Annotated in this window: 11 protein-coding genes and 1 pseudogene; 7 read left to right on the top strand and 5 right to left on the bottom strand. The window is 69.1% G+C overall.

The features are described 5' to 3' along the window. Positions 1 to 369 precede the first annotated feature (369 nt). From ACFY9S_RS39215 to ACFY9S_RS39235, 5 genes and pseudogenes are all read left to right on the top strand, one after another. The gene (locus ACFY9S_RS39215; protein WP_391138702.1) at positions 370 to 1092 is read left to right on the top strand and encodes a hypothetical protein; all 723 of its coding nucleotides are present in this window, start codon (positions 370 to 372) and stop codon (positions 1090 to 1092) included. A 379-nt stretch (positions 1093 to 1471) separates the two neighbouring features. After that, positions 1472 to 2086, top strand: coding sequence for a hypothetical protein (locus tag ACFY9S_RS39220; RefSeq protein WP_391138704.1), 615 nt, complete (start codon positions 1472 to 1474; stop codon positions 2084 to 2086). Beyond that, complete coding sequence (locus ACFY9S_RS39225) at positions 2086 to 2382, top strand: helix-turn-helix domain-containing protein (protein ID WP_391138706.1); 297 nt, start codon at positions 2086 to 2088, stop codon at positions 2380 to 2382. The genes ACFY9S_RS39220 and ACFY9S_RS39225 overlap by 1 nt, the downstream gene beginning before the upstream one ends. A gap of 1505 nt (positions 2383 to 3887) precedes the next feature. Further along, positions 3888 to 4718, top strand: a complete 831-nt coding sequence (locus ACFY9S_RS39230; RefSeq protein WP_391138708.1) for a DUF4231 domain-containing protein — start codon at positions 3888 to 3890, stop codon at positions 4716 to 4718. A gap of 116 nt (positions 4719 to 4834) precedes the next feature. Then, a pseudogene (locus tag ACFY9S_RS39235) lies at positions 4835 to 6007 on the top strand (DUF2637 domain-containing protein); the annotation flags it as partial. Between the two features lie 84 nt (positions 6008 to 6091). Here the strand turns inward: ACFY9S_RS39235 and lysS are convergent. Next, positions 6092 to 7840 (bottom strand): lysine--tRNA ligase, encoded by a 1749-nt coding sequence (gene lysS / locus ACFY9S_RS39240; RefSeq protein ID WP_391138709.1) that lies wholly within the window; start codon positions 7838 to 7840, stop codon positions 6092 to 6094. A gap of 149 nt (positions 7841 to 7989) precedes the next feature. Here lysS and argS point away from each other — a divergent pair, with 149 nt between their 5' ends. After that, on the top strand, positions 7990 to 9756 hold the full coding sequence (argS, locus tag ACFY9S_RS39245) for an arginine--tRNA ligase (protein WP_391138711.1): 1767 nt from the start codon (positions 7990 to 7992) through the stop codon (positions 9754 to 9756). A 270-nt stretch (positions 9757 to 10026) separates the two neighbouring features. Here argS and ACFY9S_RS39250 read toward each other — a convergent pair whose 3' ends face one another. After that, positions 10027 to 10527: a DinB family protein gene (locus ACFY9S_RS39250; protein WP_391138713.1), complete on the bottom strand. Its 501-nt coding sequence runs from the start codon at positions 10525 to 10527 to the stop codon at positions 10027 to 10029. A gap of 95 nt (positions 10528 to 10622) precedes the next feature. On the opposite strand from ACFY9S_RS39250, the gene ACFY9S_RS39255 reads away from it, so the two are divergent. Then, on the top strand, positions 10623 to 11408 hold the full coding sequence (locus ACFY9S_RS39255; RefSeq protein WP_391138715.1) for a DUF4253 domain-containing protein: 786 nt from the start codon (positions 10623 to 10625) through the stop codon (positions 11406 to 11408). Here ACFY9S_RS39255 and ACFY9S_RS39260 read toward each other — a convergent pair. The 3 genes from ACFY9S_RS39260 to ACFY9S_RS39270 all read right to left on the bottom strand — a co-directional run bounded on the left by ACFY9S_RS39260 (position 11374) and on the right by ACFY9S_RS39270 (position 15361). Continuing rightward, positions 11374 to 12606, bottom strand: coding sequence for an aminotransferase class I/II-fold pyridoxal phosphate-dependent enzyme (locus ACFY9S_RS39260; RefSeq protein ID WP_391138717.1), 1233 nt, complete (start codon positions 12604 to 12606; stop codon positions 11374 to 11376). The two genes, ACFY9S_RS39255 and ACFY9S_RS39260, sit on opposite strands and share 35 nt — an antisense overlap. 323 nt (positions 12607 to 12929) lie before the next feature. After that, entirely contained in the window at positions 12930 to 13829 is a 900-nt protein-coding gene (locus tag ACFY9S_RS39265; protein ID WP_391138719.1) for an SAM-dependent methyltransferase, read from the bottom strand. Positions 13830 to 13948: 119 nt separating this feature from the next. Further along, on the bottom strand, positions 13949 to 15361 hold the full coding sequence (locus ACFY9S_RS39270; RefSeq protein ID WP_391138721.1) for a helix-turn-helix domain-containing protein: 1413 nt from the start codon (positions 15359 to 15361) through the stop codon (positions 13949 to 13951). Positions 15362 to 15526 lie beyond the last annotated feature (165 nt).

A 15526-nucleotide genomic window follows, 5' to 3' on the forward strand; every position in this document is an offset into this window, starting at 1 on the left:
CGACACTCGGGCCCACGGCCTGCCCGGCATCAGCCACCGAAAGCGAAACGGCCCACCGACTCCGTCGGCGGACCGTCAAGAAAGATCGAGGCTAGACCGATAGATTACTTGACATCCCCACATGCGCAATTAGCGGGTAATTCCGCTCAGTGGATACTCAAATTAAGCTCAGGCATTTCCTGCTAGGGTTGTCGAACGATTACGCGGTGTGTCAGTGTCGGGTTACGAAGTCGCCCAGACCTGAAAGGCGACTCGATCACACAGGGGGGTGAGGGTGTGTGAGTTATGCACGCCCTCATATAGGCGCAACTTTCCCTCTGTTGTTCCGTTCGTTCGCGAACATTCCAAGGTGAATTGGAGACAACAGAAGTGCGTAACGCCATCAAGACGAGAATCGCGGGTCTGACCACCACCGCCCTTGCGGGCATTGCGGTGCTCGTGGCGCCGGGGTCGGCTCAGGCAGCCGATCCCTCCACCGACAAACTGATCGCTGCGTACACGGCGGAGATGACAGCTCTTTCCGACCAAGGGGACGCCCAGGCCGCAGAAACCCTGAGCCAGTTCAAGGCTCTCACGGACAACGAGAAGGCACGCTTCGTCACAATCGTGAATGACCCGGAAATCTTCAAGAAGATTTTCGAGGCGTCCGAAACGGCTCCCGCGCCGGGGAAGACCACGATGCGGAAGCTGGCGGGAGGTGACGTGGTCGTCAAGACGGAGAGCGGCACCTCCGTGGCGAAGTCGACCGGCCTGTCCGCCGCGGCGGCGTCGGTCAGTCGATCCGCTTGGCACATCAACACCGACTATGTCCTCGGCGTCAAGGTGTCCGGGCAGAAGGTAACGACAAACTATGTGACGCGGGGGAAGGACACCACCAAGGTAAACCCGGGAAGCGCCGAGGGCTACGAGTACATTCCCGGCTGCTCGCTTTCTCATGGGGTGGTGGAAGAGTGGATCTCGGCAGCGCCGGCCGACAATGCTCATAGCGAGACGGTCTGGACGGCTGACTGCGCATCGAGCTGGGATGGCCGTCAGCGCGTGTGGGGCGACTATCGCGGGTTTGTGGGTGGCTACCTCAAGCTGTTCAACTAAACCCTAGTTCCCGCCGTGGAATAATTTCAGCCCCGAATGAGGGAGAGCCTGCCTGATCCTGGGCAGGCTTTTCCTCATTCGTGCTCAGGCCGTGTCGACGCCCCCCCGAGTTGTTGGATGGGTCCAGGTTGCCCGCACTGCCGCGCCCCGGCAGCGACCGATCCACGATCGCCGCGCGGGTGGCGCCGGATGGGCTCGGTGTCATCGCCAGGCCGCGACCAGCCTGCGTCCGCGACCCAGTCACCCCCCGAGTTCAGTGCTCCCCTGGGGAGCCGAGCGCCAGGCCCATACAGGCGAGCAGTCGCCGGGGGTTCCCTCACGCCCGACCATCCTGTATCGTTTCTCGATATTATCGCTAATCGATAAGCAAGGTGAGGTCATGACTGAGGACCGAAAGCTGCTCCAGCCCTTCTCCACTGTGGTGTCGGTCGCCTTGCACTTGCTCATCGTCGCTCTGTCAGTCGGGGTGATCTCCAAGTTCATCTCGGGGGGCTGGGGCGCAGGGGACCTGTGCGTCGTGGATACGTCAGCCAGCAGCTCAACCACGCCCATTGGGTTCGTTCCCGAGCAGGGAGCGAGCGTCGATTCCGTTCCGCGGTACTGCGTTGAGGACCCCAGTTCATACCAGCGGCTACTCGACCAGCTCGACCGGCTTCCGTTCCTGCTGCTGCTGATCGTCGTTCTCTTTGTGCTCAACAGACTGCTCCAGGGAGCGGCCCGAGACGGCATCTACACCTTGCAGACCGCGTCCAGGCTGCGGCTGCTCGGCTGGTTGCTGCTGGTCGGCAGCCTGGCCGCCGAAGTCGTTCAGGCCAACGCCGAGGCAGCGCTCATCGCGACACTGGCCGAGAGTAAGATCTTTTCGGCCGCATCCTGGCTGGGCGTGTGGACGCCTCCGTACCTCGCGCTACTCACCGCGCTGGGGCTGCTCACTTTCGCGCGCATCACACGTGCCGGCACCGCCATGCGCGAAGACCTCCAGGGCGTTGTCTAATGTCCGCCGGCGGTCACGAGGACCATGCCATCGAAGTGCATCTCGCCCGCCTTCTCGATGAACGAGGCATGACCCTCACAGAGCTCGCGGCCCGGGTCGGCGTAACCAATGTCAACCTGTCCATCCTCAAGAACGGCCGCGCCAAAGCGATCCGATTCACCACCCTCACCCGCATCTGCGAGGTGCTCCAATGCCAGCCCGGCGACCTGCTTAGCCATCGGCCTGGTGGAGTCGAGGGGAAAGCGTCCTTATCGAGCCGGACGGCACCTCAAGAAACGCCAGCCGAGAAGGCTTGACCACAACGATCAGCTCAGGAGGAGACTCATGTTCAGTGTCATTGACCCCGTAGCGATAGCTCTGCTTGCCATGGTGGTTATTCTGGTGGCCGGTGTGGCGTGGTGGCTCATACGCCGCTGACATCCCCTCAACCTCACCGAACGCCTCCGCAGCATTGCCCCACGCGGCGGAGGCATCATGCATCGTGGCGCGCGGTGGCCGCTGGGGGGCCTTCGTCGGTCCCCCAGACCTCCGCAGCAGCGCGGACCGGTATCGCCGTGGTAGGCCGCCGTACGCAATACCACACTCGCCGCTTCATCGTGGTGCCCCGGCTGAAGAAGGTGTTGCGGGTACCGAATGCGCGTCATGCCGGGGCGCAGCGCCGTCATGCGCTTGGCGGTGAACCTGCCAACCGTGGCCCGGGCAATCGTTCGTCGCCGTTACGGGGATAGGCGCAGGGATTGGGAGGGGAGGATGCCAGAGACTGCCGCATCGACAGTACGTCGCCTTCCCTTCGCGCTCGTTGCCTATCCGGTCATTCTGGCTGCTCTTTCCAATGGCTCAGACGGAAAAGCTCACTGCATTCCCTCAGGCGAGCGCGATACCGTCTGCGCGGCCGCCTGTGGCCACGCCGCCTGAGCGAACGGCAACTCTTCGGGCTTCTGCCCCAGGCGCACCAGCGTCCAAGCCACCTCGTACGGGAGCGAAGGCCCCTGGGACGCCATCAGGCGATGTACACGCCACTGCGTCACGGGCGCGAGCAGCCACCGGATACTTCTGATCCTCACGACGCCCCTATCTCAGCTCTCGGGTTGGACCACGAGACGATCGTCGAGCACGATCACGAGCTCGCTTCCGTCGGCCTCAGCAGCCGACGTCACATGAGCGAGAGCACGAGTGATCGCCTCACTCACCAGTGTGGAGCAAGTGCAGTTGGAGCTCCAGTTCCGCAATTGGATGTCAAAACATCGGTCCAGCGGTGCAGCGAGGCTGCTGCCAGAGATGAGGGCCACGACCATGTCGCCGACCTCGCGGGCAATCTCCTCCTCGGCAGCAGGCCGGAAGACGTGTGAGTCCCCGTGAGTGGCACTCTTCTCGAACTCCTCGACAAAGTACGTCCAGGTGTGTCCTGGTGGCAGCGCATCTGTGCAGTACCAATGCCGCGACCCGTAGGTTCTCTGCGCGGCTCGGCCCCGACGGTTCCTCATCCAGATCCGACGTGCCGGCGAATCGGTCCCACAGCCCCATACACCGCTCCCCGGTCACGCTCTTTTCGCGACCCAACTACGTCCCCCGCGCCAGCCGCACGAACCAGCCGATGCTACTGGTGGTCACTGCGCACCCTGCGCCGATCCGAGAAGCCATCGACTCTCACCTCGGCGACTTTCGGCCAAGTGTTCATGGCGAGGTGTACGGGTGTCGCCTGACGTACTTAGGGTGACTGCCGCGCTCGACACGGATCAAGCCGAAGTCATCTGCAGCGCGAGAAACGGCTACGTCCGCACGTACATGGGGGAGAAGCGCTGTGGCCCGACTGACCGAAGCCCAAATCACCGCGCTGGAGAGCGAGTACAGAGAAAAGAGCAGGGCCTACGACCATGCTCTGGAAAATCTGAAGGCCACACGCTTCCAGCGGCGGATGTACTACCTGATCGCCTTCGGCTCCATGGTCCTGACCGGTCTCCTGGGCTATACGGTCATCATCGGACTCTGGGAAGAGAAGCCGACCTTCACTCGGTGGGCAGGTCTCATCATCGTGGCAGTCCTGTGGGTCGCCGCGGGCATCATGCTGATGTCCAACCGGAAGACCAAGGTCGACCACACGTCCGAACTGCGCCAGAAGCTCGCGGAGAAGCAGAACGCCGCAGCGGCGCTCCCCCTCGACTCCGAGGCCGCACTGCGGATCTACCGGGAGTCGACGCTTGAACTGATGGACGCATACAGGGTCAGGGCAACCCGCAACCGGCGCGTGAACAACGCACTCCAGGCGCTCATCATCGCCGGGTCGATCGTCGCTTCAACCTTGGTCGCCATGGACAACAACATCACGCCGCTGAACCTGGCAGCCACCATCCTCAGCGCCACGGTCGGCGTGGCCGCCGGTCTGTCGGGCTACTTCAAGTTCCGTGAGCGCGGCTTCAACCTGCAGTCCACCGCGGACGAACTCGAGAAGCACTACACCGCGGTCCAGTTCCATCTCGACGAGTACGAGTCCGTCGATCCCTCGCTCACTCCCGAGGAGGGCGAGAAGGAACGACTGCGGCGGTTCGCGCGCCTCGTGGAAAAGATCAAGGAAGAGCAGCGCAAGCGGGAACTGCAACTGGAACAGTCACCTGAGCAACAGCGGAGCCAGTGAGGGCCTTCGCATGCAACAGGCTCGTTGCATGCCAGTGCAGGGCCAGACCTCGTCTGGCCTCTACTGAAGCCATCCGTACGGGATAGCAACAACCCCAACAGACAAGCGATATAACGATCGGCATCGACGCGGGCATCTGTGTCCTGCTGGCCCTGGATCTGCTGCTCACCTGGATCAGGATCCCGTTCCCCCTCCTGCGTCAGACGGCGTGGCTGCTGACGGCGGCGACGATCGCCTTCAACGGCGCGGCGGCGTGGCCGGATCCGCTCGGTGTGGGCATGCACGGGGTGATTCCGATCCTGTTCGTGGTGTCGGTCGAGGCGGCCCGGCATGCGATCGGCCGGATGGCCGACATCACGGCCGACAAGCACATGGAGGGGGTCCGCCTCACCCGGTGGCTCCTGTCCCCCGTCCCCACGTTCCTCCTCTGGCGCCGCATGAAGCTCTGGGAGCTCCGCTCCTACGAACAGGTCATCAAGCTGGAGCAGGAGCGGCTGGTGTACCAGGCGCGGCTGCGGTCGCGGTTCGGGCGGGCGTGGCGCAGGAAGGCGCCGGTGGAGTCCCTGATGCCGCTGCGGCTGGCGAAGTACGGGGTGCCGTTGGCGGAGACGGCTCCGGCGGGGCTGGCGGCGGCGGGTATCGAACCCGCGCTGATCCCGCCGGCCCCCCGGCAGGCGCTGGACGCGGCGGCCGCACCCGGCCGGGCTGCGGACAGCCGTGCCGTCGGGGCGGCGCCCGTCCCCCAGGGGGCGGGGTCCTACGGGGAGCGGCGTCCGGACCTGGACGGCATCCCGGTCGCGGAGCACGCGAAGGCCGGGCCCGAACCCGAGGAGAGCCCGTGGTTCAACACGCCGCGCGAGGTCGAGTACCAGGGCGGCTACGACCCGGCCTACGACCCGGAGCAGTACGCCGAGTGGTTCGCGGAGCAGCAGCAGGCCGAGGAGTACCTGGAGGACCGGCCGCACGACGCCCCGTCCTCGTCCCCGTCCCCGTCCCCGTCCCCGTCCCCGTCCCCGGAGGACACCGGCGGTTTCCCCATCCCGGTGGTCCCGGGCCGTACGCGTGAGCTGGGTGACGGCGGCGGTCCGCCGGAGCCGACCGAGGAGGACTACTACCAGGTCTTCCGCGAGTCGACCAAGGGCGGGAACGGAGCGCCCACCCCGCGCGGGTTCATCTCCGACGTCGAGGCGACGTACGGCGTCGCTCTGGACGAGGCCGACGTGAAGCGCATGATGAAACGCTTCTCCAACCGTCTCAACGCGGAGCTGACGGACGAGCACATCGCCTGACCGGCACAAGGAAAGGGGCCCTCACCGAGGGCCCCTTTCTTCGAGCGGTGTGACCGCGCCGGTCCTCCCGTCGCTCCCCTGCTCCTACTCCCCGAGCAGGGCCCGCACCCGGTCCTGCCCGACCGCCAGCAGCAGTGTGGGCAGTCGCGGTCCGGTGTCCCGGCCCACCAGCAGGTGGTACAGCAGCGCGAAGAACGACCGCTGGGCGGTCTTGATCTCCGGCGGCAGCTCCTTCGGCGTGGCGTCGGCGGGGAACCCGGCCTGGACCTTCGGCACGCCGTAGACCAGGTGCGTCAGACCGTCGAGCGACCAGTGATCGGCCAGCCCGTCGAGCAGCAGCCGCAGCGACTCGCGGCCCTGATCGTCGAGCGACTTCAGCAGCTCGGCGTCCGGTTCGTCGCGCACGATGGTCCGCTGGTCTGCGGGGACGTGCGTGTTGATCCAGGCCTCGGCCTTGTCGTACCGCGGCCGCGCCTCGTCGAGCGAGGTCAGCGGCTGCTCCGGGTCGAGCTCGCTGAGGATGCGCAGCGCCTGGTCCTCGTGCCCGGCGGTGATGTCCGCGACGGACGCGAGGGTCCGGTACGGCAGCGGCCGGGGAGTCCGGGGCAGCTCACCGGCGGCCGTACCCACCGCGCGGGCGTGCGCGGCCACGTCGGCCGGCAGGGCGCTGCCGTCGGCGACCTTGCCGTCCAGCTTGTCCCACTCGTCGTAGAGCCGCTGGATCTCCTGGTCGAAGGCGATCTTGAAGGACTGGTTGGGCCGGCGGCGGGCGTACAGCCAGCGCAGCAGCTGCGGCTCCATGATCTTCAGGGCGTCCGCCGGGGTCGGCACGCCACCGCGCGAGGACGACATCTTCGCCATCCCGCTGATGCCCACGAAGGCGTACATCGGCCCGATGGGCTGCTTGCCGCCGAAGATGCCGACGATCTGCCCGCCGACCTGGAACGACGAACCCGGCGACGAGTGGTCGACACCGGAGGGCTCGAACACGACGCCCTCGTACGCCCAGCGCATCGGCCAGTCGACCTTCCACACCAGCTTGCCGCGGTTGAACTCGTTCAGCCGGACCGTCTCGGAGAAGCCGCACGCGGTGCAGGCGTACGTCAGCTCGGTGGAGTCGTCGTCGTAGGACGTGACGGCGGTGAGGTCCTTCTCGCAGTTGCCGCAGTACGGCTTGTACGGGAAGTAGCCGGCGGCGGTGGAGCTGCCGTCGTCCTCACCGGCCGCGCCGGAGCCCTCGGCGGCCTCCAGTTCGGCCTCGTCGACCGGCTTCTGCCCCTGCTGCTTCTTGGCCGGGGCCTTCTTCGTGCGGTACTGGGCGAGGATCGCGTCGATGTCGCCGCGGTGCTTGATGGCGTGCAGGATCTGCTCGCGGTACACACCGGAGGTGTACTGCTCGGTCTGGCTGATCCCGTCGAACTCCACGCCCAGCTCGGCCAGCGACTCGGTCATCGCGGCCTTGAAGTGCTCGGCCCAGTTCGGGTGCGAGGAGCCCTCGGGCGCCGGGACGGACGTCAGGGGCTTGCCGATGTGCTCCTCGTACGACTTCTCGTCGACACCCGGGATGCCCTCGGGCACCTTCCGGTACCGGTCGTAGTCGTCCCACGAGATCAGGTGCCGCACCTGGTGGCCCCGGCGGCGGATCTCGTCGGCGACGAGGTGCGGGGTCATGACCTCGCGCAGGTTCCCGAGGTGGATGGGGCCGGACGGCGAGAGGCCGGACGCGACGACGACGGGTTTGCCCGGGGCCCGGCGCTCCGACTCCTCGATGACCTCATCCGCGAAACGGGAGACCCAGTCGGTGGTCTCGGTGCTCTGAGCCACGATCGGCACGTCCTTCTTTCTGCATCGGGCAGCCGGTACGGTCGCACGGCTGACCGCACCATTCTCCCAGACCATGTCGCGCCCGGAAAAACGGCTTTACCCACATGGAATACTGGCCGTGTCTATCGATTCCCTCGAGGAGAACGGCACCCCTACTTATGGCCTCGGTCACGTCCCTCAGCGACTCCGTCCACCAGCGCCTCGCGGCGGCCCTGTCGGCGGCTCTGCCGCAGGCCGGCTCCGCGGACCCGCTGCTGCGACGAAGCGACCGGGCCGACTTCCAGGCCAACGGGATCCTGGCCCTCGCCAAGAAGGAGAAGGCCAACCCGCGGGAGCTGGCGACGCAGGTCGTGTCCCGGGTCGAGTCGGGTGAGCTGATCAAGGACGTCGAGGTCTCCGGCCCCGGCTTCCTGAACATCACGATCACCGACCGCGCGATCACCGAGACCCTCGCCGCGCGCTTCGCCGACGACACCGGCCGCCTCGGCGTGCCGCAGGCTCAGCAGCCGGGCACCACGGTCATCGACTACGCCCAGCCGAACGTGGCGAAGGAGATGCACGTCGGTCACCTGCGCTCCGCGGTGATCGGCGACTCGGTCATGCGGCTGCTGGAGTTCACCGGCGAGAACGTGGTCCGGCGTCACCACATCGGCGACTGGGGAACCCAGTTCGGCATGCTCATCCAGTACCTGGAGGAGCACCCGCACGAGCTGGACCACGACGCCGACGAGGTCTCCGGCGAGGAGGCGATGTCGAATCTCGACCGCCTCTACAAGGCCGCCCGCAAGCTCTTCGACGCCGACGAGGAGTTCAAGACCCGGGCCCGGCGCCGGGTGGTGGACCTCCAGGCGGGCGACCCGCAGACCCTCGCCATGTGGCAGAAGTTCGTCGACGAGTCGAAGATCTACTTCTTCTCCGTCTTCGAGAAGCTGGACATGGAGATCCGCGACGCGGACATCGTCGGCGAGTCTGGTTACAACGACATGCTCGCCGAGACCTGCCGCCTCCTGGAGGAGTCGGGTGTGGCGGTCCGCTCCGAGGGCGCCCTCTGCGTCTTCTTCGACGACATCAAGGGCCCGGACGGCAACCCGGTCCCGCTGATCGTGCAGAAGTCGGACGGCGGCTACGGCTACGCGGCGACGGACCTCTCCGCCATCCGCGACCGTGTCTTCGCCATCAAGGCGAACACGCTCCTCTACGTGGTGGACGCCCGCCAGTCGCTGCACTTCAAGATGGTCTTCGAGACGGCCCGCCGCGCGGGCTGGCTGAACGAGGACGTCGAGGCGGCGCAGCTCGCCTTCGGCACGGTCCTCGGCAAGGACGGCAAGCCGTTCAAGACCCGTGAGGGCGAGACGGTCCGGCTGGTCGACCTGCTGGACGAGGCGATCGACCGTGCCTCGGCGGTGGTCCGGGAGAAGGCGCAGGACCTGTCCGAGGAGGAGATCGCCGAGCGGGGCACCCAGGTCGGCATCGGCGCGGTGAAGTACGCGGACCTCTCGACGTCGGCGAACCGCGACTACAAGTTCGACCTGGACCAGATGGTCTCGCTGAACGGCGACACGTCCGTCTACCTCCAGTACGCCTACGCCCGTATCCAGTCGATCCTGCGCAAGGCCGGCGCCTCCCGCCCGGTCGCGCACCCCGAGCTGGAGTTGCACGAGGCGGAGCGCGCGCTGGGCCTGCACGCGGACTCGTTCGCGGCGACGGTGGCGGAGGCGGCGACGGAGTACGCCCCGCACAAGATGACGGCGTATCTGTACCAGCTGGCGTCGCTCTTCACGACGTTCTACGACAAGTGCCCGGTGATCAAGCCGGAGCCGCCGCAGGACGTCGCGGAGAACCGCCTGTTCCTGTGCGAGGTCACGGCCCGCACGCTGCACCAGGGCATGGCCCTGCTGGGCATCCGGACGCCCGAGCGGCTCTGATGTCCGGCGCCTGACGACAGGCCCCGAGGGCGGCACTCCCCCGTGGAGTGCCGCCCTCGGGCGTCGTCACGCGCTGTTTCTCACCGGCAGCCGACCCACGGGTCGGAGTCCTGGGCCACGGGTCGGCGCCGGGCCGTGATCGGGGCGGCTGCCGCCCGGTGGCGGGAGGGGGCCACGCGGGCGGCGCCGGGCCGTGATCGGGGCGGCTGCCGCCCGGTGGCGGGAGGGGGCCACGCGGGCTTGGCCGCCCGCGTCCGATGCCCCGACGGGTCAGCGCTGGGCCGTGGTGCTCGCGCCGTCCAGGGCCTCCCGGATGATGTCCGCGTGCCCGGCGTGCTGGGCGGTCTCCCTGATCAGGTGCAGCAGGATCCGGCGCACGGACCAGTACTCGGGCTCCGGCGGCGACCAGGGTGTCCTCGGCAGCGGCACGCTGACGTCCAGGTCCGCCGACGCGGCCACAGCCGCCTCGGTGGCCCGCGCGGCCCGTGCGTAGCGCTCCAGCAGCGCGGGGAGCGTGTCGCCGCCGGCCATGCGGTACTGCCCCATGTCGAGCATGCCGGCGGGCAGTTCACCGTCGCCCTCGGTCATGATCTGCGTCCATGTCTCCTCTCCCTGGGCCAGGTGCTTCACGATTCCGCCGAGGGTCAGCTCGCTCGCGGTCGTACGCTCCGCGGCCTGCTCGTCGGTGAGTCCGCGCACGGTGATCAGCAGCAACGCGCGCTGCTCCGCGAACGCGGCCAGCAGGTCGGTCTTCTCCGGGGAAGTGGTCATGTCCGGACGGTAGGGAGCCAATAGGCCAGATCCTGGCCGCTATGAGGGCCGCCGGGCCGGTCGGATTGTCGTGGCCGGCTCTACAGTCACCCCCCATGGCGACTCTTCCCAATCCCCTGCCGAAGCTGGCGGCGGACCCGAGCGGCCGCTCCCTCGGCCTTCGGCTCCCGGCCGGTGCGCTCGTCGACACCACAGCCGAGGGCCCCTGGCACGAGCCGCTGCTGTGGTGCGCGGACGGACGGGCCCTGCCGGGCGGCTGGGCGGCACTGGAGCCGGCGCGCCGTGCGGGGCTCCTGCCGGTCGTCCTGGAGACGGGCGACGGCCATGGCGGCCCGGACCGCTGGGAGTTGATGCCCGGCGAGGTGTCCTACTCCGGGGACCACGACGCCGAGGAGGTCCTGGCGGAGTACTGGGAGGAGCATTCCGCCGAGGGCACCCCCTGGCCCGGCCCGGCCGAGCCCGTCGGCCATGTCCGGGAGCCGGACGCCAGGGCCGCCGGTATCGCGGACACCGTGCTGGACGACGGTGGTCCCCTCAAGGAGCCCCGCCTCGCCCTCGTCCCGGCCCGCCGCAGCGCGGACATCCCGGCGGCGATCGGCTGGACGGGCCCGGCGAACCACGAGAGCGACACCGCCCGCCTCAGCGCGGTGCTCCGCTCCTGGGAGGACCGCTTCGGCATACGCCTCGTCGCCCTGGGCTTCGACCACCTGCTGCTGTCCGTTGCCGCGCCGCCCACTACCCCGGCCGCGGCGGAAGCCGTGGCCGCCGAGCACTTCGCGTTCTGCCCGGACAACATCCACCAGGGCCCGGACGCGACCCTGCGGGCCTACGCCGAGCACCAGGTCCTCAACCAGCCGACGTGGCACTTCTGGTGGGACTGAGCCCCTCCCCCAGCCTGCGCAGCCCCTCCCCGATCTCCGCCGGTGTCTGCGTCACGAAGCAGAGTCTCAGGGTCGTCCGGTCGGGCGTGCCCGCGTAGAAGGGGGCGCCGGGGACGTAGGCCACGTTCTGCCGGACCACCCGCGGCAGCAGGGCCGTCGTGTCGTACGGCTCCGGGAGGCGTGCCCAGAGGAACATGCCGCCCTCGGGCCGGTTCCAGACCGACCCCGCGGGCAGTGCCCCGGCGAGCCCGGCGACCATCGCGTCGCGGCGTTCGCGGTACACGGCGGCGACGCGGGCGACGTGGGCGTCCAGGTCGTTGTCGGCGAGGTAGCGGGCCGCGGCGAGCTGGTTGACGGTCGGGGTGTGCAGGTCGGCGGCCTGCTTGGCGACGGCGCAGGCGCGCCGCAGTTCCCCGGGCGCCCGCAGCCAGCCCAGCCGCAGCCCGGGCGCCATGACCTTGGAGAAGCTGCCGAGCAGCACCGTCCGGTCCTCGGCACCCGGGTGGGCGGCGATCCACGGCAGGCGTTCACCGTCGTAGCGCAGCTCACCGTAGGGGTCGTCCTCGACGATCCACAGTCCGTGGCGGGCGGCGACGGCGGCCACGTCGGCGCGTCGCCCGGCGGGCAGGGTCCGGCCGGTGGGGTTCTGGAAGGTGGGCACGGTGTAGAGCAGCTTGGGCCGCTCGCGCACGACGAGTTCCTCCAGGGCCCCGGGGTCGACGCCGTGCTCGTCACCGGGCACGGCCAGTATCCGCGCCCCGGCGAACCCGAAGACCTGAAGCGCCGCCAGATAGCAGGGGTTCTCGACGAGGACGGTGTCCCCGGCTTCGACGAGAGCGGTGGCCAGGAGGGAGAGGGCCTGCTGGCTGCCGGTGGTGACGAGCAGGTCGTCGGGTCCGGTCGGCAGGCCGCGCGCGGTGGTGCGGGCGGCGAGCGCGTCCCGCAGGGCGGGTTCGCCCTCGGTCGTGGAGTACTGCAGCGCCCGCGCGGGCGCCTCGGCGAGCACGGCCTCGTAGGCGGCGGCGATGCCCTTGGCGTCGAACAGCTCCGGTGCCGGGAGCCCGCCCGCGAAGTTGATCACCTCGGGGCGGGCGGTGACGGCGAGGATGTCCCGTACGGGCGAGCCGCCGACGGCCCGGGCCCGTGCGGCGAGCGGTGGCACGGAAGAGCGGGTGGGCGGGGGCTCGGCGACGGTCATGACACGACTCCTTCGGCTGCGGTGACGCCTTGGTGCCCGCAGCCTAGGGAGGTACGTGCCACCTACAAGCAGGTTTCCGGGATCCGGACGCCGGGTCGGCACGACGACCTCCGTCCCGCGGCCGGGCGGGGCGGAGGCCACCCCGCAGCCGGGAGCGAAGGCCACCTGTAGCCAGGGCGGAGGCCGCCCCGCAGCCACGAACGGAGGCCACCCCGCAGCCAGGAACGGAGGCCGTCTGCAGCCACGAACGGAGGCCGCCCCGCAGCCAGGGGCGGAAGGCCACCCGTAGGCCGGGGGCGAAGGCCGTCCCGCAGGCCGGCGCCTCAGCCCTTGGCGCCGATCGCCGCGTACACGTTGATGTCAGCGTCCGTGACGTCGTTGATGTCGCGGTACCGCACCTTCTCGATCTCCTCCAGCCCGGCGAGGAAGGACTCCTCCGGCTGCTCGGGGACGGGGGCGGCGTGGTCGGGCCGCCAGCGGTGCGCGGGGACGACACCCGGGCCGGCGATCTCCAGCCCGTTCCCGGTGAAGAAGCGCTCGACGTCGGCCCGGGAGCGCAGCACGAAGGTGAACCCGCGCTCGGTGTAGGTCCGCTGGACCGCGCGGATGTTCTCGGGGTTGAGGTCCTCGGTGAGATGGCTCAGAACCAGCCGACTGCCGCCGGGCAGCTCGTCGAGCAGCCCGCTCACCAGCGGATACGCCTCCTCGTCCGCGACGAAGTGCAGGATCGCGACCAGACAGAGCGCGACCGGCCGGTCGAAGTCCAGGGTCTTGGCGGCCTGTTCGAGGATGCGGGCCGGGTCCCGCAGGTCGGCGTCGATGTAGTCCGTACGCCCCTCGGGACCGCTGGTCAGCAGGGCGCGCGCGTGCGCGAGCACCACCGGGTCGTTGTCGACGTACACGACCCGCGACTCGGGTGCGACGCGCTGCGCGATCTGATGCACGTTCTCGGCGGTGGGCAGCCCGGTGCCGATGTCGAGGAACTGCCGGATGCCGTCCTGCTCCACGAGTGTGGTCACCGCGCGCCGGAGGAAGTCGCGGTTGTGCCGTACGTCGAGGTACCCGCGCGGATTGGCGGCCAGCGCGGCGGCGGCCGCGTCCCGGTCGGCGGGGTAGTGGTCCTTGCCGCCGAGGAAGACGTCGTAGACCCGGGCCGGGTGCGCCTTGCTGCTGTCGATCCTCCTCTGCAGCTCGGCGGGATCCTGACTGAGGGCATCGGACATCGGCGTCTCCCTGGAGATAGGTGGTTCAATCAACAACCACTACGACGGTCAACCACCTAACGGTTCAACGGATTTGATGGTGCCCGTGCGGCACGACCACCGCGGAGCACGCCCCGGGACTACTCCGTCGTCCCCTCCTCGACCCACTTCTCGCCGCCCAGCGGGAACTCGTAGGCCGGGCGCCCGTTGTTGCCGCTCGTACGGAAGGGCCGGCCGTGGTCGTCCACGGTCAGCGTGCCCGAACGGTCGCCGCTGGACCAGTGCAGCTCCAGGTACCAGCTGACGTCGTACGCGGAGGCGTCGGCGCGGATGTAGTACACCTCCGGGTCGGACTCGCTCACCTTGAACGGGAAGTTCGCGTGCCCCGCCTCGGGCACGACACCGGGGCGCGTGGCGTCGAGGGCGACCGTGAAGAACCGGGTCGGTACGCCACCGCCGCAGCCGACGCCCGGATACCCCATGGCGTAGTCGTTCCAGGCGAGGGGCGCCCGCTTCCCGGCCATACGGACCGTCAGCCTCTTGACGACCACGGTCTCCTCGCCCCTCCCCTGCACGGTCAGCTTCAGGAACTGCTCCCCCGACGGCACGGCCCCCGTCGCCGCCACCCAGCCGGGCGCGTCCTGCTCCGGCGGCGGCGGCCTTACCCGGCCCGGCGGCAGATTGATCAAGTAGCGCTGGGAGCAGGGGCTCTCCCAGGCGTGCGGCTCCGTGTCCACGGTGAGGGGGGCGGAGGCGGGGGCGGCGTCACGCCCGGGGCGGTCACCGCTGCCGGTGCCGCTGCCGGCGCCGGGAGCGGCCGGGGTGGGGGACGCGGAGGCGGCCTGCCTTCCCTGGCCCTTCTTCTCCTCGTCCTTTCCCTTTCCCTCGCCCCCGTCTTCGCTGCCCGCGGAGGACGAACCGGCCGATGGCGGCACAGAAGCCGCCGCGTCCTCGCCTTCCGGGCCGCCATCACCGCCGGAGACCGCTGTGCCGCGCCGTCCCTCGTCGCCCGTCCCGCCCGAGGGAACGGCCACCGCGAGACCGACCCCGCAGAGGACCACGGCCGCGGCGACACCGGCCAGCAGGGCGCGGCGGGGGCGGCCCCGCGCGGATCCCTCCGACTGCCCTTCGTCGTCCGGAGAGCCGGATTCCGACGCGAGAACGTCGGCGCCTGGAGAAGCCGTCTCCGGAGAGGCCGCTTCCGGGGAAGTCACCTCCGAAGCTGCGGTCACCTCCGGCGAAGTCACCTCCGAAGAGGTCACTTCTGGAGACGCCGACTCCGAGGAGCCGCCCCCCTTCCGCACTCGCCCGGCATCCGCCAGCACCCACCGCCGGTGCAGCTGGACGAGCTCCCCCGGTGACGCCTTGCAGAGCCGGGCGAGCCGCTCCACCGGCGCGTAATCGGTAGGCACGGCATCCCCGTTGCAGTACCGGTGCAGCGTGGACGTACTCATGTGAAGCCTCTTGGCGAGCACGCCGTAGCTCAGCCCCGAGCGCTCCTTCAACTCCCCCAACAGCGCGGCGAAATCATCCGCGGCCGTGCCTCCCGACACCGTTCCTCCATGCCCCGTGTCCCGTTCCCCCGTTCCAGGGAATGACTGTCCTCCCTGGTCAGAGCATGCGCGGGTGTTCCAACGTCCCGTGTCGTCCGCCGGGTCTGGCGGCCGGGACGGACCACCGCACAAGCTCTGGTCATCCAAGCACGCCGCTCCCGGACC

Origin of the sequence: Streptomyces sp. NPDC012474 (genome assembly GCF_042955185.1) — a bacterium.
Lineage (GTDB): Bacteria > Actinomycetota > Actinomycetes > Streptomycetales > Streptomycetaceae > Streptomyces > Streptomyces cahuitamycinicus.